Source organism: Mesobacillus sp. ABV4_180 (genome assembly GCF_056158485.1).
Window position 1 is genome coordinate 3,962,786 of sequence record NZ_JBSWTJ010000001.1, and the last position, 18,885, is coordinate 3,981,670.

20 protein-coding genes are annotated in these 18,885 nt (G+C 44.7%); 6 read left to right on the forward strand and 14 right to left on the reverse strand.

Annotation, left to right across the window (positions count from 1 at the left end; translation table 11 throughout):
* Window positions 1–9: 9 nt before the first annotated feature.
* Both ACXAEA_RS20230 and ACXAEA_RS20235 read right to left on the reverse strand, forming a co-directional pair.
* The gene (locus ACXAEA_RS20230) at window positions 10–1,305 is read right to left on the reverse strand and encodes an arsenic transporter (RefSeq protein ID WP_475097640.1); all 1,296 of its coding nucleotides are present in this window, start codon (window positions 1,303–1,305) and stop codon (window positions 10–12) included.
* A gap of 15 nt (window positions 1,306–1,320) precedes the next feature.
* Entirely contained in the window at window positions 1,321–1,665 is a 345-nt protein-coding gene (locus ACXAEA_RS20235) for an ArsR/SmtB family transcription factor (protein WP_475097641.1), read from the reverse strand.
* 234 nt (window positions 1,666–1,899) lie between these two features.
* Here ACXAEA_RS20235 and ACXAEA_RS20240 point away from each other — a divergent pair, with 234 nt between their 5' ends.
* From ACXAEA_RS20240 to ACXAEA_RS20255, 4 genes are all read left to right on the forward strand, one after another.
* Window positions 1,900–2,229, forward strand: a complete 330-nt coding sequence (locus ACXAEA_RS20240) for an ArsR/SmtB family transcription factor (RefSeq protein ID WP_475098180.1) — start codon at window positions 1,900–1,902, stop codon at window positions 2,227–2,229.
* Between the two features lie 78 nt (window positions 2,230–2,307).
* Entirely contained in the window at window positions 2,308–2,478 is a 171-nt protein-coding gene (locus ACXAEA_RS20245) for a hypothetical protein (RefSeq protein ID WP_475097642.1), read from the forward strand.
* Window positions 2,479–2,506: 28 nt separating this feature from the next.
* Complete coding sequence (locus tag ACXAEA_RS20250) at window positions 2,507–3,373, forward strand: permease (protein ID WP_475097643.1); 867 nt, start codon at window positions 2,507–2,509, stop codon at window positions 3,371–3,373.
* Between the two features lie 36 nt (window positions 3,374–3,409).
* Window positions 3,410–3,541, forward strand: coding sequence for a hypothetical protein (locus ACXAEA_RS20255; protein ID WP_475097644.1), 132 nt, complete (start codon window positions 3,410–3,412; stop codon window positions 3,539–3,541).
* Between the two features lie 55 nt (window positions 3,542–3,596).
* On the opposite strand, the gene ACXAEA_RS20260 is transcribed toward ACXAEA_RS20255, so the two are convergent.
* The 4 genes from ACXAEA_RS20260 to ACXAEA_RS20275 form a co-directional block, all read right to left on the reverse strand.
* Window positions 3,597–4,862, reverse strand: a complete 1,266-nt coding sequence (locus ACXAEA_RS20260) for a hemolysin family protein (RefSeq protein ID WP_475097645.1) — start codon at window positions 4,860–4,862, stop codon at window positions 3,597–3,599.
* A gap of 137 nt (window positions 4,863–4,999) precedes the next feature.
* Window positions 5,000–5,557 (reverse strand): undecaprenyl-diphosphatase, encoded by a 558-nt coding sequence (locus tag ACXAEA_RS20265; RefSeq protein WP_475097646.1) that lies wholly within the window; start codon window positions 5,555–5,557, stop codon window positions 5,000–5,002.
* A 114-nt stretch (window positions 5,558–5,671) separates the two neighbouring features.
* The gene (locus tag ACXAEA_RS20270) at window positions 5,672–6,193 is read right to left on the reverse strand and encodes a methylated-DNA--[protein]-cysteine S-methyltransferase (protein WP_475097647.1); all 522 of its coding nucleotides are present in this window, start codon (window positions 6,191–6,193) and stop codon (window positions 5,672–5,674) included.
* A gap of 129 nt (window positions 6,194–6,322) precedes the next feature.
* Complete coding sequence (locus ACXAEA_RS20275; RefSeq protein ID WP_475097648.1) at window positions 6,323–7,378, reverse strand: hypothetical protein; 1,056 nt, start codon at window positions 7,376–7,378, stop codon at window positions 6,323–6,325.
* A 387-nt stretch (window positions 7,379–7,765) separates the two neighbouring features.
* On the opposite strand from ACXAEA_RS20275, the gene ACXAEA_RS20280 reads away from it, so the two are divergent.
* Complete coding sequence (locus tag ACXAEA_RS20280) at window positions 7,766–10,813, forward strand: GNAT family N-acetyltransferase (protein WP_475097649.1); 3,048 nt, start codon at window positions 7,766–7,768, stop codon at window positions 10,811–10,813.
* 11 nt (window positions 10,814–10,824) lie between these two features.
* On the forward strand, window positions 10,825–11,679 hold the full coding sequence (locus tag ACXAEA_RS20285; RefSeq protein ID WP_475097650.1) for an amidohydrolase family protein: 855 nt from the start codon (window positions 10,825–10,827) through the stop codon (window positions 11,677–11,679).
* A gap of 46 nt (window positions 11,680–11,725) precedes the next feature.
* Here the strand turns inward: ACXAEA_RS20285 and ACXAEA_RS20290 are convergent, their stop codons facing one another.
* The 8 genes from ACXAEA_RS20290 to ACXAEA_RS20325 all read right to left on the reverse strand — a co-directional run bounded on the left by ACXAEA_RS20290 (window position 11,726) and on the right by ACXAEA_RS20325 (window position 18,884).
* Window positions 11,726–12,685, reverse strand: coding sequence for an alpha/beta hydrolase family protein (locus tag ACXAEA_RS20290; RefSeq protein ID WP_475097651.1), 960 nt, complete (start codon window positions 12,683–12,685; stop codon window positions 11,726–11,728).
* Window positions 12,663–13,235 (reverse strand): helix-turn-helix domain-containing protein, encoded by a 573-nt coding sequence (locus ACXAEA_RS20295; protein WP_475097652.1) that lies wholly within the window; start codon window positions 13,233–13,235, stop codon window positions 12,663–12,665. Before ACXAEA_RS20295 ends, ACXAEA_RS20290 begins: the two co-directional genes overlap by 23 nt.
* A 128-nt stretch (window positions 13,236–13,363) precedes the next feature.
* On the reverse strand, window positions 13,364–13,891 hold the full coding sequence (locus tag ACXAEA_RS20300) for a chromate transporter (RefSeq protein ID WP_475097653.1): 528 nt from the start codon (window positions 13,889–13,891) through the stop codon (window positions 13,364–13,366).
* A complete protein-coding gene (locus ACXAEA_RS20305; protein ID WP_475097654.1) occupies window positions 13,891–14,463 on the reverse strand; it encodes a chromate transporter in 573 nt (190 codons plus the stop codon). The genes ACXAEA_RS20300 and ACXAEA_RS20305 overlap by 1 nt, the downstream gene beginning before the upstream one ends.
* Window positions 14,464–14,487: 24 nt before the next feature.
* Entirely contained in the window at window positions 14,488–16,098 is a 1,611-nt protein-coding gene (locus tag ACXAEA_RS20310; protein ID WP_475097655.1) for a gamma-glutamyltransferase family protein, read from the reverse strand.
* A 152-nt stretch (window positions 16,099–16,250) separates the two neighbouring features.
* On the reverse strand, window positions 16,251–17,240 hold the full coding sequence (locus ACXAEA_RS20315; RefSeq protein WP_475097656.1) for an ABC transporter ATP-binding protein: 990 nt from the start codon (window positions 17,238–17,240) through the stop codon (window positions 16,251–16,253).
* Window positions 17,197–18,231, reverse strand: coding sequence for an ABC transporter ATP-binding protein (locus ACXAEA_RS20320; RefSeq protein ID WP_475097657.1), 1,035 nt, complete (start codon window positions 18,229–18,231; stop codon window positions 17,197–17,199). Before ACXAEA_RS20320 ends, ACXAEA_RS20315 begins: the two co-directional genes overlap by 44 nt.
* Window positions 18,228–18,884, reverse strand: a complete 657-nt coding sequence (locus ACXAEA_RS20325) for a DUF1028 domain-containing protein (protein WP_475097658.1) — start codon at window positions 18,882–18,884, stop codon at window positions 18,228–18,230. Before ACXAEA_RS20325 ends, ACXAEA_RS20320 begins: the two co-directional genes overlap by 4 nt.
* Window position 18,885 lies beyond the last annotated feature (1 nt).

The following is an 18,885-nucleotide window of genomic DNA, read 5'->3' on the forward strand; positions in this document are numbered from 1 at the left end:
TCCTCTTGTTTAGATTATTAGTAACCAAATATATAGACCTACCAGAGTAATGAACAGTGTAGGAATGGTTAAAATGATTCCGGTTTTAAAATATGTGCCCCATGAAATCTTGACGCCTTTCAATGAAAGAACGTGCAGCCAGAGCAGTGTTGCCAGTGAGCCAATCGGCGTGATTTTCGGCCCAAGATCGGATCCGATGACATTTGCGTAGATCAGCGCTTCACGGACTACACCGGTTGTGTTAGTATCCGCAATCGCAAGCGCATCAATCATGACGGTCGGCATATTGTTCATGATCGATGAAAGAATCGCCGCGATGAAGCCCATGCCGATTGTTGCCACAAATAATCCCTGATCAGCAGTTGCCTGGATGACATCAGCAAGCAGGTTCGTCAGGCCGGCGTTTCGTAGTCCATATACGACTACGTACATGCCGATTGAGAAGAAAACAATCGCCCATGGCGCACCTTTAATGACTTTAGAAGTGTGAACAGCCGGGCTTCTCCTCGCCATCATCAAGAAGAAAATCGACACGATACCAGCGATGAATGATACCGGGATATTCAGGAATTCACTTAGGAAGTAGCCGACAAGCAGAATGCTCAATACACCCCAGGATAAGCGGAACATCTTCATATCCTTGATCGCTTCTGCAGGCTTCTTCAGATCAGACATATCGTAATTCTTTGGGATGCTTTTCCGGAAAAATAAATACAGGACCAGCATACTTGCGCCCAATGAGAAGAAATTCGGTACGATCATTCGTGAAGCATATTCGACGAATCCAATATTAAAGTAGTCGGCAGAGACGATATTGACCAGATTGCTGACTACAAGCGGCAATGAAGTCGTATCGGCAATGAATCCACTCGCCATAATAAAAGGAAACACCATTTTTTCCTCGAATTTCAGGTTCCGCACCATTGCGAGAACAATCGGTGTCAAAATCAATGCTGCCCCATCATTTGCAAACAGCGCTGCAACACCTGCACCAAGAAGGGTTACATAGACAAACATCTTGACTCCATTTCCCTTTGCTGCCCGTGCCATATGCAGGGCGGACCATTCGAAGAATCCAATTTCGTCTAAAATAAGTGAAATAATAATGAGTGCGATAAAAGTAAGGGTTGCATTCCAGACGATTCCTGTTACATCAATCACGTCCTGGAAAGTAACAACACCGAATACTAAAGCTATTAGCGCTCCACCCATGGCAGACCAGCCGATGCTCAAACCTTTTGGCTGCCAGATGACCAAAGTCAGGGTCGCCAGAAAGATCAGTGAAGCTATGATCGCTAATGACAAACTGAAACACCTCCGTTATTCACAAGAAATCCGTTTTCCTTGCTTTTCAAGTTCCGTTAATTTTTCTTCCTGGCTTGGCAGTGCATCCATGAGCAATTGCACAAATTCAAAATGCTCATACTGTCGGTTCAATGAATAAAATATCCATTGCCCTCTTCTGCTCTCTTTTACCATGCCTGCGTCTTTCAACTTCCGGATATGCTGGCTGATCGCCGGCTGGCTCGTATCGAACATCGCCACAAACTCACAGACACAGCAATCATGGTCCGCAAGAATCCTCATCATTGTCAAACGCGTTTTGTCCCCAAGCAGCTTCAAAATAGCAGCAGCCTGATCCATTTCAATACTTTGCTTAATCAATTGCTCTCCACCTCCAGTTACCGTATCATCATATAATGATTTGCTTATATGTTCAATAGTTATATAGGAAATTTACGGATTCTTAATATTCCTTAAAAATAAGAAATTATAAATTAAATCAACTTTTTTTGATTTAACAGTTGCAAAATGGATCCACAGGAAATATAATACAATATATCAAGAGATTTTGATTAAGGAGAGCTGAGAGTGGAAAAATTCATTCCTTTAACAGAACTGACCAATAACGCTAAAGCCCCAAAGGAACCGCCGCTTCAAAGCACCTTTGAAAAGTACGAGAAGAAATTCAAAGCCCTTGCCGACCAAAAACGCCTGCACATCCTGAATCTGCTTTGCCAGCAAGACTCCAGCTGCGTCTGTGATCTCAGTGAGATCATCGACATGCCTCAATCGAAGCTGTCTTATCATTTAAAAATTCTGCTCGATGCGGAATTGATCACAAAGGAAACAAGAGGAACCTGGAGCTATTACAAAGTAAACACCATAGAAATCAACCACCTACTATCTCCAGAGCTTTGCTGCTTGTTTAGACCTAGCTGTTGTTAGTTAGGTTTCATTTTCAAGGTATTAATCAATTTTTTTTGATAAATAAATCAACATATTTTGATTAAGGAGAGGATATATATGTTTTATCAAGATTATCAAGCACTGGCACAGTTGAAACAGCAGGAAGTTGAACGAAAAGCAAAACATGCATGGAAGTTCTTTGAGCAGCCCGAAACGAAGCCATTCCCATGGCCAGCCCGAGTTCAAAAACCGCAGCCTCAATGCTGCACAGTTCCAGCTAACGCGTAAGCAAATAATAGGAAGAAGGTAGAGGAAAATGATGATTGAATTTCTGAAAAGTTTTTTTTGGATCGCCCTTGAATTGACCGTGCTTTTTATCGGAATTTCCTTTGTAATCAGCCTGCTGCAGGGATACATTCCATATGAAAAAATTGAAAGGAAACTGACAGGACGCAATAAAGTGTTCGCAAGCTTTGCCGCCATCCTGTTCGCCTTTATCACACCATTCTGCTCCTGCTCCACAATCCCAGTCGTCGTCAACATGCTGAAAAAGAAAATCCCGTTTTCAATCGTCATGGTTTTCCTCTTCGCTTCTCCGGTGCTTGACCCTACGATTTTAACAATAATGGGTGTGGTGATGGGCTGGAAGGTGACGATCATTTACACAGTCATCACGAGTGTATTCTCTGTAATCATTGGTTTTACCCTTGATAAGCTTGGCTTCCAGCGGTATGTCAAAAATGTCATGATGTCCGGTTATGAAGAAAAGAATCAAAAGTTCAATTGGAAGTTCGCAGTGAATGAAACATGGTCACTGATGAAGAGCGTCTACCCTTATCTGCTCATCGGTGCCGCCATCGGTGCAGTGATCCACGGACTTGTTCCAACTGAATTCATTTCAAAATGGTTCGGTCACGATGCTTGGTGGTTAATACCTGTCGCTGCCATTGCCGGTATCCCATTGTACATCCGTCTTTCCAGCATGATCCCGATTTCGCAAATGCTGATTTTAAAAGGAATGGCCCTTGGCCCGGTAATGGCGATGATGATTAGCTCAGCCGGCGCCAGCCTGCCTGAAGTCATCCTGTTGAAATCCATCTTCAAGAAACAGCTTGTGATTGCCTTCATTGCATCCGTCATCACGATGTCTACCATCTCTGGTTTTGTGTTCTACTTTGTATAATAAATCAAATAAAATTGATGAAAGGAGGTGAAATCAATGGCTAATATTATCAAAATCCTGATGGGCAGCAACTCCAAGTCTGATTGCTGCAATGTTGAGATCAAAGAGGTCCAGGAAACAGAAGAGAAAAAAGACGCTTGCTGCGGCGGTGACACTTCTTGCTGCTAGTTTTTCATAAAAAAAGGTGGAGCCAGGCACTAAAACGCCTGACTCCACCTTCTTTTTATTCTTCCGTTTCAACAACTGGCATGATTTCTGTTTTAATTTTACGGATTCGGTGATTTTCAACTTCCTGGACGATGATCCGCAGGTTTTGGTAGTCAAAGGTATCGCCGTTTTCCGGAATGCTCTCCAATGTTTCGAAAATCCATCCGCCCAGATTGTGGTACGAAGTTTCCGGCATTGGCACATTGAATAGTTCTGCAAAGTCATCAAGGTCATATTGGGCATCAAACTCATAAGTGTTCTCATCGATTTTTGTCATGATGTTGACTTTTTCATCATGCTCATCCCAGATCTCGCCGACCAGCTCTTCAAGGATGTCCTCAAGTGTGATCAAACCAGACGTTCCGCCGAATTCATCGACGACGATGGCCATATGGCTCTTCGTCCTTTGCAGTTCAGGGAGCAGAGTCGCGATTTTCATCGACTTCACCACGAACATCGGCTGTCGCAGAAGCTCTCTGACATTGACATGATTATGCTGAATCAGCTCAGCAAAAAATTCACGTTCGGATAAGAATCCGATAACATTATCTATATTTTCTTCATAAACCGGAATCCGCGAGAATCTTTCTTCAAGGAAGATCTGTTTGATTTCCTCAAGCGGCTGGTTTACGTCGATTGTAATCATATCCATGCGGTGCGTCAGAATTTCTCCGACAAGGATTTCATTAAATTCCAGGGACCGGTGCACGAGCTCCCTTTCATCCTTGTTTATGACGCCCTCTTCTTCACTGATATCGACCATCACTTTAATTTCTTCTTCCGTCACAGACGGCTGAGCTTCTCCATCCTTCGAGAATACCCTCGAAACAAAAGCCTTTAATTTGCTGAACAGGAAATTGATTGGCGTCAGGATCTTGATCAACAGCAGCAGGATGCCGGAAATTTTCAGTGAATAGGCCTCTGCATGTTCCTTTGCAATTGACTTCGGTAAAATTTCACCAAAAATCAGGATCAGGATGGTCATACCAAATGTACTGATAATAAGACCGGTGCTTGCTCCAAAAATATCAACTGCCACAGATGATGAAATACTCGCTGCAGCGATATTAACAATATTGTTACCTACTAGAATTGTAGATAAAGCATTATCGAAGTTTTCCGAAATATATAATGCGTTTTTGCTTCCAGCGCGGCCTTCAGCCACATAGTTTCTCAGCCTGATTCTATTTACCGAGGAAAAAGCAGTTTCTGCCGATGAGAAAAAGGCAGATAAAAGAATTAAAACACCTAATAAAACAATTAAACCTATGGGAACTTCCAAAAAAATTCACTCTCCGAAAAAAATTTTGTCAAAAATAATTTTACTGTTCTGACGGATATAAATCAATCCACAAGCTCAGCATCCATTATATACGGATTACCTGCGGGAAGGTTTCATGCTATGCGATTTTCCATTGACTAGCCTGCCAAATCCTTATTGTCGATCTTTTTCATCAATTTCACATTCAGGATTAAACGGTATCCCAAATACGCTGCAGCAGCACCCAAAATAGCGCCTGCCGCGACATCCGCAGGATAGTGCACGCCAGCCCAGATGCGTGAAAAACCGACTGTCAATGCAAGCAAAACCCACAAATACGTATGTTTCCTTTTATAGAGCCAGAAGGTAACCGCCATTGTGAAGAAGATAATCGTATGGTCACTCGGAAAAGAGTTGTTGACCCCCATATCGATCAGCTTATTCACATCGGCCAGTTCGGCAAATGGCTGGCTATTGGAATGGAACATCCCCGCAACCTTCCCAGCCACCTCGGCAACAACCAACGCAATTAACCCACTAACCACCATCAGCCTGTTTCCGGGCTTGCCACTGATTAAATAAAACAGTACTGCTGCCGCCAAAAGATAGATCGCATTCTCCGCAATAAAGACCATGACAGGATTGAGACTCTCGTATTGCTTTCCGAGGTCGTTGATCATCCTGAAAACTTGTTGATTCAATTCGGTTAAACCCATGTAACTTCCACTCCCCCAGCCAGGTTAAAAGTAATTAGATTATACAACATTGGAAAAATTTTCTCTCTATAAAAATAAAAGCCAGATACCGTTATTGGCAGCTGGCCTAGCTCATTATTTTGAATTCCCGCCATGCTTTTTTTCTAAATTCAAAAGATATTGCTTCATCTCTGTTCCGCCTCTGTACCCGGTGATCGCGCCATTTTTGCCGATGACCCGGTGGCAGGGTACTGTAATCAATACCGGATTTGCGCCGATTGCCGTACCAACTGCCCTGACTGCTGCAGGCTTGCCGATCTTTTGGGCAATATCGGAATAAGAGTAAGTCTTACCATAAGGAATTTCCTTCAGCGCATTCCAAATCGCCTCCTGGAAGGGAGTCCCCTTTACATGGACTGACAATGAAAATGATTTACGTTCGCCCTTGAAGTACTCGACCATTTCATTTATATACGGCTTTAGCACTTCAACATTTTTTTCGAGCTGAGCTGCTGGAAAAAGTTTATGTATAACGCTTAAAAATCCATCATTAGTCTGTCCAGGTGTTCCTACATAGCATAAGCCTTTGCTTGTAGCAGCGATATATATATTCCCATTAATATAGTCAAGGATATCCCAATAAATTTTCTCGCCCATTTTCCCCACTCCTTTTCCTGATTACTATCCCTTGTTTTCATTATATCTCTATCTATTTATTTTATTGTAAAAATAAGAAAAGCCCCGTTATGACGCTATGGAGCATTCATAACAAGGCTTGGATCTCTCTTACTCTTCTTCCGGACAGCTGAATACTACCGTACCAGAGATGACAATCTGATTAGGAGCCGTTTGGGTTGCTCCAATTGTATCCAAGGTGAGCAAATTACAAATGGATTCTGCACAAACTCCTTCGCCTAAGCAGCTAAAGCATGTCTGATCGATTTCAATGTCAGCAGCACAATTTAGTTCTACAGCCTGAGGTTCTGGACATTCAATTTCGAATGTAGCGGGTACAGTCAATAATAAGCGAGCTGTGCCGGTATAGTTTACGGTATCAACCTCGATGCAGCAGTTGATCGTTGTTCCATCCGGAAGCGGAATATCCACTGGCAATAAACAAGAACCGATGGTACATTCGACATCTTCGTTAAAACCAGCTAACACTGGAACACCAAAGGCAATTACATCAAATTCCGTATCAATGGTGCAGGAGAATGGGATGATCCGATCGACCGGAAAATCCTCACAGAATGGGCTTTCGATTGCGTAGCGCAATTGGGCAATCGCGAATCCTGAAGAAGGATCACCTGTGATGACTACGCTTGTAATTGGTTCAGTTGAGGCAGCATATAAGCGGGCCCCTGCATTGCCATTCACGTTCTGTGTAATAGTTCCCAATGATACCGCACCGGCGAAAAATTCTGCAGTATAGTCGAACGCACCAAAAGCGTTCGGCTCCAATTCGAAACCAAACACCTCTGAAGGCTGGAACAATGTGATCGTCAAAGTAGAATCAGTATTGTAGAGAACTGCAGGTGTAGGTGATTCAGAGAACGGAGGTGAAGACCAGGTTCGCCAGGTTGTTGGCACTTGGAATTTTTCCAATGGCTGATCAAATGATACGGTTTGGACTCCATCTGTTACAGATGTCACCACAGAAAAATCTGCCAGTCCTGAAAAGTCAACTTTGTCTGTACCAGCCAGATAACATTGAGTCGGATTCGGGATGACCGTAAAGCCCTCCTGGAAAACCACCACATCCTGTGCCTGTTTTGAAACGGATGCCTTTGCTTGCCTACCCAATGGCAAGTGAGCATCTGTGTTCATTCTTGCAAATTTCATACATTCCATCCTTTCTATTATTTTTTTTACAAAGAGAACACTTGAAATCTATCTCTTTGCCTTAGCATCATATGTACAAGCCACTCTCGCGGTATGGTCATTTGAATCATTTTTAATAGAAATGATATTTTCGCCTGCAGGTTATGCTGAAAAAGAAACTAGGTTTGCTTAATACCTGAACAGGTTATTTTCTCTTATCTGAATCCACCATTATAAAAAAACGATAAATTCTAAATTTTCTTTACACTATTAAAATTTCCCTATACGATAAGTGTGGGAGTGGAAAAACATTCCTAATAAAAAAAAGGAGGTTCAGTAACATGGACAATTCAAAAATGCAGCTGATTTTATCTAAAAAGGAAGATGGCCCATAGTTAAGGGAGGAAAATGAACGTGACACAATTGAACAAGGTAATCCAAATCGTTAAGTATCATGAAGGTTTGGCGGCAGGGGTCGCCAAGATGTGGAACCTGAGTCGTGATGGCTGGGGCGGAGATACGCGCGTCATGACGGAGGAACAGGTTAAAAAGAAAGAGGATAACTCTGACAACATCGAGCTTTATCTTGCGCTGGACGGTGAGGAAGTCGTCGGATACTGCGGTTTGTCTGAGTATAAGGAGGATACTGGCTCGCTGTATATCCCCCTTCTCAATGTCCGCACGGATTATCACGGGCATAAGATTGGCAAGAAGCTCTTGCTTCAGGCGCTGAAAAAAACGGTAGAGCTTGGCTGGCCTCGTCTTGATCTTTACACCTGGGCCGGGAATACGAAGGCCGTTCCGCTTTATAAAAAGTGTGGCTTTTTCTGGGAAGACAGGGATGACTCGACCCACCTGATGAATTTCATTCCACAGGTCCTGAACACCCCGCTGTTAAAGCCTGTCTTTGAAAAACTGGATTGGTATGAGAACAGCACTAGATTAATAGAAGTAAAGCCGGACGGACTCAAAGAGAAGGGCTTCACATTCTATGAATATAGCTGGCAGAACGAGACCACTTCTGCGCGGGTCCAATTTGAACGAACGAGCCGGGGCATCAGCTTGATTGAAACGGACGACTTCCTCCTGCAGATAAAGATGGCGGACCATGAAGTCATCCAGGAGGAAAATCGGGAAATCGAGATCATCGTCGTGAACAAGAGCACATCTCCACTCTCCTTCAAGGCAAGCGGTACTGACAACGGACGTGTTAAATATGACTTCGCTACGGAACAAATGGTAGATGATGAGCTTACTCTATCAGCATCATTCATCGTTGAAAAAGGAGAAGAACCGAGCCACTGGCGGACACATCCAAGCATCAAGGCAACAGTGTGGATCAACGGCCTTGAATGCGAATTGAAGCTGGGGATCTTCCCGATCAACCCGGCAAAATTAGAAGCCAGCTACTCTGGGAATCTATCTTTCTTGGAAAAAGAAACTTCTATTGAAGTGGAAATTAGCAATAACTTGAGAGAGAGCGCTGAATTTCTATTAACTTTCCCTGAAGATGAGCAGGTAGTTTTAGAAAAGCAAAAATTCACCGTGAACGTTCCTGCTCGCGGCCGGGAGACGGTCACTGTTCCATTAACGGTAAAACAGCATGGATTTTACAAGCCTGAGCTGACAATTACAGCAGCCAAAGCGGATGGCCAGAAGCTGGCGTTCGAGCAGAACATCTCGGTTGCTTTCAAAGGGCCTGGTGAAAAGTTCGGCGGTGAGTCAAAGGATTTTTGGCATATTTTCAATGGTCTCGGACAAATCAACGTCCGCAAACGTGATCTCCTGACAACTGCCGCTAAAAACAACAAGAAGAATCAGCCTGTTGCTTTCATGACACCGAAGCTCGGGAAACCGTATTCGCTCGAGTTCACAAAGAAAAAACCTTCCTCGGTTACCTGGGTTGCGAAAGATAGCTCGATGGATTTAAAAATCTGTCTGGAATCATCTGAGATGGAGGGACTGCACTTAACTCAGACATACCGTTTGTTCGGTGATGGAATGATCCATACATGGGCAGAAGTTGAGAATAAGGGAGCGAATATCCACATTGATGTAGCCTTCAGCCAGCCGATTTATCATGAGATCGAGCGTGTCTACTTCCCGCTCGACGGCGAGGTTGTTTATTTTTCCGAAAATCGAATCATGGAAATTGGCGAACTGGAATCAGAAAGAATGACAGGGAACTGGTATTTTACCGAAGGACATTCCGGCCCGATCGGATTGGCCTGGTCTAAAGAAAGCAACGCAGGTCCTGAGGGATGGCAATTCATCATTGAGGACCAATTCGGAAAGCTTGAACCCGGGTGCAAAGCAGTGTCAGGAACCATTACCCTGTCACTCGGAGCCTTCCAGAATGTCGACGAGCTCATCTCTTATGCACAGCAAATGCCGGTCCGCAAGAAGCCTGAAACGACCAGTGACTTAAGTCTGAAGGTTAGCAAACTGGTGGTCCAGCCTGATACTGACTTAGAGATCACTTTAAAAACGTACCGGAATAGCTACCTGGATGGAACTTTATTGATTGGGAATGAAGTTTATGAAATTACCGCCGATATGGAGAAAATCTCGCATTCTTTTACAATGCCAACAGCAACTCTGAAACCACTGTCCATCCATGAAGCCACATACATTGGCAACGGGACGGAAGCGAGATTCAGTGAACTTCTTCTTTCTCCATCGGGAACGGTTTCTGCTGAAACGGAAGATGGAATTTTCATCATTGATAACGGTGTCATCACCTTGAAGGCGGATCCGGATTTCTATCCTGGTGTCTATTCGATGACAGTCAATGGCCATGAGTGGCTCGACCACTGCTATCCAGAGTTAACAGCGAAAAGCTGGTGGAATCCGTGGGCCGGCGGGATGAAAACCGCGCCAAACGGAATCAACACTTTCTCATTGCTAAAAGAAACTAGCCATGCTGCAGTGATTGAACGTGCGGACAGTGAAGGCAACAAATGGACCGGTCTGGCGATCACCACTGAGTTCAAGGAGCATAAGCAGTGGAAAGGCGTACAGTATGCACAATATTATTTGATGCTACCAGGAGTGCCGGTTGTCGCCTCTTTTTCAGAAGTGAAGGACGCGTGCGGGAAAAACCTCGTTGATGAAGTCTGGGTCACAGACCTGTTTGTCGGCGGAAACCAGCTGAAAGATTTCCGGATTTCAAGCAATGGCAGCAAGCAGGCACATACGTATCATGCAGGCAGTCAGGAGATTCCGATGCTTCTGGATGGAGGTTCGTTTATTACCTCGAATTTCTCAGAGGATAAGTTCTACATTATCCCTAATAACGATGCCGGACCAACTGAAGCGTATACAAATAAAGAAGTTTTCCAGATAGCCTCAAGACATCAAGGGGAATTCAAGAAAAGCTCTCCTTTGTTCCTGCTGTTTGATGAGCGCACGCTGGCCGAAGATCTGTTGAAAAAAATAAGAAGAGTTCAATTTTAAAAGGAGAAACTATGAAAATCATCGATGTCCATATGCACCTGTCCAACATTAAATCCTTTTATGAAACAGCAGAGACACTGTCATTTGTCAACTACTCAAGCGCTGGCATCCTCAAGGAATACAAGGATGCCAATGTCGTCCTCGGAATCGGCATGGGCCTGACCGAAACTGACAAGATGGGCTTTCCCGATTATGAATCCCGGACGCCGATGGGACTGGACATGGAGGCAGAGATTCCGGCCAACATTGTTTGCTGTGCCGGGGTTAATCCTTATGACCTTGATGAAGCAGCCCTCGCCCGTCTTGAAGCAGAGCTGCAAAAGCCGAAAATAGTTGGAATCAAAATTTATCTTGGTTACTATCCTTTTTATGCCTATGATGAAGTGTACGAACCGGTCTACAAGCTGGCTGCAAAATATCAGCTTCCGGTCGTGTTCCATACCGGCGATACCTATTCGGAACGCGGGTACCTGAAATATTCCCATCCTATGGCGATTGATGAAGTGGCGGTCAAGCACCGTGACGTGAATTTCATGATGGCCCATTTCGGGGATCCGTGGACGCTGACAGGAGCAGAAATCATTTATAAAAACCCGAATGTATTTGCCGATTTGTCAGGTTTGATCGTTGGCACGAAGGCAGACCTGGATAAACGCAGCCAGGGTCGTTTCCTTGACCACCTGCGCCATGCCCTTGAATTTGCCGACTCCTACGACAAGCTCCTGTTCGGCACGGACTGGCCGCTGATCCCGATTGGTCCGTACATCGATTTTATCAAGGACCTGATTCCGCAGGAGCATTACGAAGATGTATTTTACAATACTGCTTTAAAGTTATTCCCGAAGATTAAGCTATTTGTTGAATGAAAAAGAAAAAGTCCCGTTATCACTATGATAATGGGACTTTTAACGTTTAAAGGTATCTCTGTAGCCAGTTAGTCAGATACTTAACCGCTTCGGGGTGGATAGGCTTTCCGATTGTTTTCAAATAATCTTTCTTGAAGGTTGAAGGGGTCATTGGCGTAACCTGTTCCTTCAAGCCATGATCCATGTTTTCAACGACATGGATTTCGTATTCTCCCTGGACAAATTGCTCAATGCGCTTCAGCTTTTCAGGGTTGGCCTGGAAATCCTTTGTGCCATTGATGGCGAGCACCGGACAAGTCACTTTCGCTAACGCTTCTACTATATCAAGCGCAAAATGCTCCCTGAAATATTTGGCTGGCATTTTGATGAAGCCCAATGTTTTCATCACGTCTTTATCCGAATCGACCATTTTCTTGTAGGTACCCTGAGCTTGTTTTTCGGCTTTATCGAGGGTGTTGAACTTTTTGATGATGAAGCCCTGGATTCCCTTCTTTTCTCTCATCTCTTTATAAAGCAACTGTCTTTGATGATCCAGCGCTTCCTTAAGTGTTTCACCACCACCAGAAAGGAGGACCAATCCGGCTGCCGGCCTTCTAGCATTGAGGGCAGTGCCGACCATACAGCCTTCGCTATGTCCGATGATGATGACCTTGCTCTCGTCGACCTTCGGATGGGCTGCCAGCATATCCAATGCCGCCTCTCCATCCTTCAAGGCATCGGAAAGCCCGGCAGAATGATAATCTCCTTCACTTTCGCCAACGCCTCTTTTATCGTAACGGAACGCAGCAAAACCAAGGGAAGTGCACAGCTCAGCCAGGTCCTTGTATAGGTCGAATTTGAATTTCCCCTTAGGTGTGCTGCCATCACGGTTCAACTGTCCAGACCCGGGCAGGAACATAATTGTCGGGTAAGATTCCTTCCCTAAATCCGGCACTAATAATGTACCTTTTAAATTGACATCGCTTTTAAATGAGATCTCCTCATTAACCATCTGGGCGTTCATCATCCTTATTCCCCTCTTCAAAATTATTATGGGTTGTTAAAATATTGGTAAGTGTCCGTTTCTTCCTGTCCGGTGCTTCCTCATTGCGAAGCAGCGGCGTAATCAATTCCACGTACTTCGTGATAAATTCACTGTATTCCTCATCGCTGGCATATAATGTTGCCGTCCTGAAGCTCGCCATGTCTTTTTGGAAATCATAGTTGGGCTGGCGGATATAGGATTCAAAGTCCATCAGTACATTCGCCAGAAACTTAATAAAATAATCAAGATGCTCATCCGGTCCGGCTTTGAGCACCTCTTCTCTTGAAAGGACTTCATTATTTTTCGGCAATGCATAGACCTTCTCAATCGTACCTCGTACCTGATTTTCCTCAACTACTTCAATGATACTTCCATCAAGCAGTTTTTTCAGATGGCGATATAAGGTCGCCTGTGGCACTTCCGGCAGCTTTTCAGCAATTTGCTGTACCGTTTTCCTCCTCCCGCTGGCTAACGTTTGAAGAACCTTCATCCGTACTGGGTGTATAATTAAATCTGCTTTCGTTTCCTTCATCGTGATCACCTGCTGTGTTTAGTTTCCGAATATTATCATTATCAATAATGATAATATTATCTCATTCAAAATAAGTCAAGAAATTTTTTCCAAAAGAGAACCCATCCTCCATGGATGGGTTCTTAAAACTATAGGAATATACCGCCATAAGCCAAGGAAGCTGTAATGACATAGGCCGGATGCACCTTCCATTTTTCCAACAGCAAGTAACTGGCAACAATCAGGAATAATGTTTGCACTAAACCTGTGTCCACATAAGAACTAAAGAAAAAGTTGTAAGTCATTACGCCCAGCAGTACCGCTATGATTGGCCTAATGTAATTGGTCATTCTTTTAACTTTGGGTGAATCTTTGAATCGGTATAATACTCCGAGGAGGACGATCATCAACAATAGTGATGGGGCAACTGTAGCGAAAATGCCTACGGCAGCGCCAAGGATTCCTCCCTGTTCATACCCAATATAACCTGCCATTTTTGTCGCGATTGGGCCTGGCAAGGCATTTCCGATTGCCAGCACTTCGCTGAATTCCGGAACCGTCAGCCAGCCATAGCGGTCGACCACTTCATTTTCAACCAGAGGGATGGATGCGGGACCGCCGCCATAACCTACTATACCCGGGATGAAGAAGGCGAGGAATATATGCCAATAAATCATCAGCCAACCCCTCTTTCTATGTTTTTCTCAGCCTCAGGAACCTTATCCTTCTTAGCCAGCGCAAGAACTAACAATACAAGAATCAGGATTGCAGGATGGACATTCAACACTTCCATCAGTACAAGGCCTCCAACAACCATTAAGACAGAGATCACCTTGCCGAGGGTTTCATTCGATTTCTTGAAGAAATCCCAGGTCAATGTTGCCAGCATGACACCAACGACTGGAACAACGGCTTTTGTCATCCCTGCCACCCAGGGTAGATCTTTAAATGAAGAAATCGAGGTTAGTAATACAATCATCAATAATATGGTCGGTACGATTGTAGCTGCTACGGCATTCACCATTCCGGTTAAGCCCGCAACCCGGTAACCGATATACCCAGCCATTTTGGTGGCGATTGGCCCTGGAAGTGTATTTCCTAAAGCTAGGACATCAGCAAACTCATCATCATTCATCCATTTATACTTCTCGACTACTTCTTTGTGAACGAGCGGAATCGATGACGGACCGCCGCCGTACCCAAGCATTCCGACTCGGAAAAATGCCAGGAATAAATCAAGCTGTTTCATTTTCATTCAACACCTTTATTGAAATTACCAAGCTGCAATCGCGCCATCAGTCCTTGACTCTGTTCCCCCTGAAAGCACGCCTGTTTCAGGATCCCTCCAGATAATCTGGCCTCTTCCGAATCCGCCTCCATCCAATGTGAATTGGATATCATGGCCTTTTCTCGCAAGCGCCTGGGCGATATGGGCTGGGAAAGTATTCTCTACGACTACCTTATTGCCCTCCATCCATTGCCACCTCGGCGAATCCAAAGCTGCCTGTGGATTCAGCTTGAAATCGATTGTGTTCATGATCACCTGCGCATGGCCCTGCGGCTGCATGTAGCCGCCCATGACTCCGAAAGGACCAACCGCTTCATTATCCTTTGTCAAAAATCCTGGGATGATTGTATGATACGTCTTCTTGCCAGGCTCAAGTCGATTATCATGGGACGGGTCCAATGAAAAATCAGCTCCGCGGTTCTGCAGCCCAATACCTGTTCCAGGGATGACGATCCCCGAACCGAAACCCATATAATTACTCTGGATGAAGGAAATCATATTCCCTTCTCCGTCCGCTGCAGCCAGATAAACGGTTCCGCCTTTAGGAGGTGTTCCAGGCTCCGGCAATCGAGCGGTGTCACCGATCAAGTTTCTTCTTGCTTCAGCATATTCCTCAGACAATAGCTGTTCAGATGTGACCGTCATTTTCTCAGGGTCAGTGACATATTTTTTCGCATCGGCAAATGAAAGCTTCATAGCTTCAATTTGCTTGTGGTATGTATCCACCGATTCTTTTTCATTTAATTCATAGCCCTTCAGCATATTAAGCGCCATTAAGGCAACAATGCCCTGGCCATTCGGAGGAATTTCCCATACATCGTAGCCTCTGTAATTAACCTTAATTGGCTTTACCCACTCTGGTTTGTATGCAGCTAAATCTTCTTTTGAGATGAAACCGCCATGCTGCTTTGAAAATTCATCAATTTTATCCGCCAGCTCCCCGCGGTAAAAGCTTTCGGCGTTTGTTTCAGCAATCTGGCGCAATGTACTGGCATGGCCTTCAGATTTCCAGACCTCCCCTATTTGTGGTGCCTTTCCATTTGGAGCGAATGTTTCAAACCAGCCTTTGTATTCGTCACCTTTAAAGATTTCCTTGAACTTCTCGAACGCAACATTCCAGTACTTGCCGAGAACCGGTGACAGCGGATAACCCTTTTCGGCATATTCAATGGCCGGCTGTAACACCTCTGTTAACGGCAGCTTGCCAAATCGTCTTGAAAGCTCCGCCCAGGCAGCAGGCACGCCAGGAACAGTTACAGGAATCAAGCCGAATGTCGGCATTTTTTCATGGCCCTTCTCTTTGACTGCATCAATGGAGATGCTTTTCGGCGCAGGTCCGCTGGCGTTCAGGCCATGAAGTTCACCCTTTACCCAAACTAACGCAAACGCATCTCCGCCAATGCCATTGGAAGTAGGCTCAACAACGGTTAAGCATGCAGCCGTGGCGATTGCTGCATCAATGGCATTACCGCCCTTTTTTAAAATATCGAGCCCTGCCTGTGCTGCCAGAGGCTGAGAGGTTGCAACCATGCCATTCCTGGCAAAGGTAACGGTTCTTTGGGATTGATATGGATAATTAAGATAATCTAAATTCATGGATTGTTCTCTCCCTTTCGGATGATAACTTTCATTTGTAAGTCAATTTAACTTATTTGCTTTACAAATGAAATATGCTTTTTTTGCAAAAATACGATAAAATAACATTTCGAAGAAAACGTCCTTACCAACCTGGTAAGGACCTCTCCAAGTTATGCATAATGGCAAGCAGCGAAGTGGTGCTCTCTTACCTCCCGGAAAGCCGGCTCTTCTGCCCTGCATCGGTCGGTAGCAAGTGGGCACCTTGTATGGAAACGGCAGCCGCTCGGAACATTGATTGGGCTTGGAACATCCCCTTTTAAGATCATTCTTTCCCTCTTCTTCTCTTCATTGGTGGAAGGAATGGCAGAAAGCAATGCCTTTGTATAAGGGTGCAGCGGATTTTCATAAAGATCTTTTTTATCAGCAAGTTCCACCATTTTCCCTAAATACATGACGGCAACACGGTCACTTACATGCTTCACGACACTAAGGTCATGGGAAATAAATAAGTATGTAAGTTGGTGCTCCTTTTTTAAGCGCTGCAACAGGTTGAGGATCTGTGATTGAACAGATACATCCAATGCGGATACGGCTTCATCACATACAATCAGCTTTGGATTGGTGCATAGCGCACGGGCGATACTTACCCTCTGGCGCTGGCCTCCGGAAAACTCATGCGGGAAGCGATAATAATGCTGTTCTGAAAGCCCGACCTCTACCAGCAGATTGCATACATAATCATACAGCTCTTTTTTCGGTACAATCTTATGAGTTTCAACAATTTCTGAAAGCATGGCTCCCACAGTCATTCGCGGATTCAGGGAACCATACGGGTCCTGGAATATGATTTGCATATCCTTCCGGTTATCCCTCATTTGCCGTTTGGAAACGTTGGTAATGTCCTTTCCGTCATAAATGATCGTTCCTGAGCTAGGTTCATGAAGCCTGAGGATGGCTCGTCCCATCGTAGATTTGCCACATCCTGATTCACCAACAATCCCTAATGTCTCCCCTCTTTTCAGAGAAAAAGTAATGCCATCCAATGCCTTTACAACCTGTTTTTCTCCAAAGAACCCTTGATCCCCAACAGGAAAGTGTTTCTTCAAGTCCTGGACATCAAGAAGATTGGCTGACGGCAATTTCGCTAATGGCTGACCCATTTACTCCACCTTCCTTCCATAAATCAGTGTATTTCCAGCAGCTGACGGTTTGTTGAGTATCGGCTTGCACAAGATCCGGTGATTGTTCCCTGCAAATCTCCTGTACATATGGACAGCGATCAGCAAATCTGCAGCCTGCAGGCATTGCATCCGGAGATGGTACTGACCCTTTGATAACAAAAAGCTCCTCTACATCCTCATCAGCATCTACATCTGGAATACACTTCATCAATCCCTGTGTATATGGATGCAGCGGATTGTTGAAAATGGATTTTCTGTCGCCATATTCAACAGCTTTCCCTGCATACATGACCAGCACGGTATCAGCCATTTCAGATACAACCGCCAAATCATGGGTAATCATGATGATTCCCATATCCAGGTCTTTTTGAAGGTTCTTCATTAAATCGAGGATTTGTGCCTGGATGGTTACATCAAGAGCTGTGGTCGGCTCATCCGCAATCAGCAGTTCGGGGTTGCAGCTAAGAGCAATCGCAATCATGACCCTCTGCCTCATTCCGCCGCTCAACTCATGAGGATAAGCATCGATTCGTTTTTCCGGCGAAGGAATCCCTACCAGCTGAAGCATCTCGATCGCTTTCTGGCGTGCTTCCTTTTTGCTTACGTTCTGGTGGAGGATGATTGTTTCGGCAATCTGTTTTCCAACCGTCTGGACGGGATTTAAAGAAGTCATTGGCTCCTGGAAAATCATCGAAATCTGGTTTCCCCTGATCTTGCTCATCTGTTTCATCGACTTATCTGTAAGGTTTTCGCCTTTTAATAGAATTTCTCCTTCAACTGTACCTGTCTTAGGAAGCAGACCCATGACTGAAAGGGAGGTCATACTTTTTCCACAGCCTGATTCCCCAACAATACATAGAGTTTTCCCTTTTTCCACATTAAAGGATAGTCCGGCTACTATATTGGTAGCCTTCTTTTTCCCGGCAAAGCTGACCTTCAGATTCTTCACTTCCAATAATGGCTGTGTCATTTGATTGCCTCCTCCTTTCGTTTTACTAGATTAGCAGTGTAAGGAAATAAATCTTCCTGACACTTATTAAAGATTCTGATCAATTCCTGAACAGGATCATGATGTTCATCCACTCGAACATCAACAAGCGGATATTCCTCCTGGTCTACAATATATAGAGCAGCAGATTGCCTTCCACGTTTGTCGCCGCCTGCTTCCTGTCCGCTGGCAAGAGCCGCTAAAAGTCTTTCTGGCAAGCTTTCATTTCCCAATGCCTGATACGTTTCAAACATTGCATCGATCGTTTCCGGTCCTGTCAGCATATTGCCAGCGACAACGAACTGCGGTCCGACTTTATGCCCTTGCCATGGAACTGTCTCTTTACCAGTAAAACCTGCGGCATTCCCATCCTTGTCAACGACTGCGCATTGCCTTCTCTCTCGTTCGGGGTCTGAAGCCAGTAAATATTCCAACACTTCAGCTGGCGTTTTCCCCTCAGCTAATAGCTTGATTCCATCAATGCCGTAAAACGGATTAACAAGAGCTTGAGTCGCAATGGCTCCAATCCATGATCTTACATACGGGACTAGTGAACCGACTGCTGGCCTTGCAGTTGATACTGCTACGCCCAACATTCCAGTTTTCTCACATCTGGCAGTTATCGAAAATGTCATT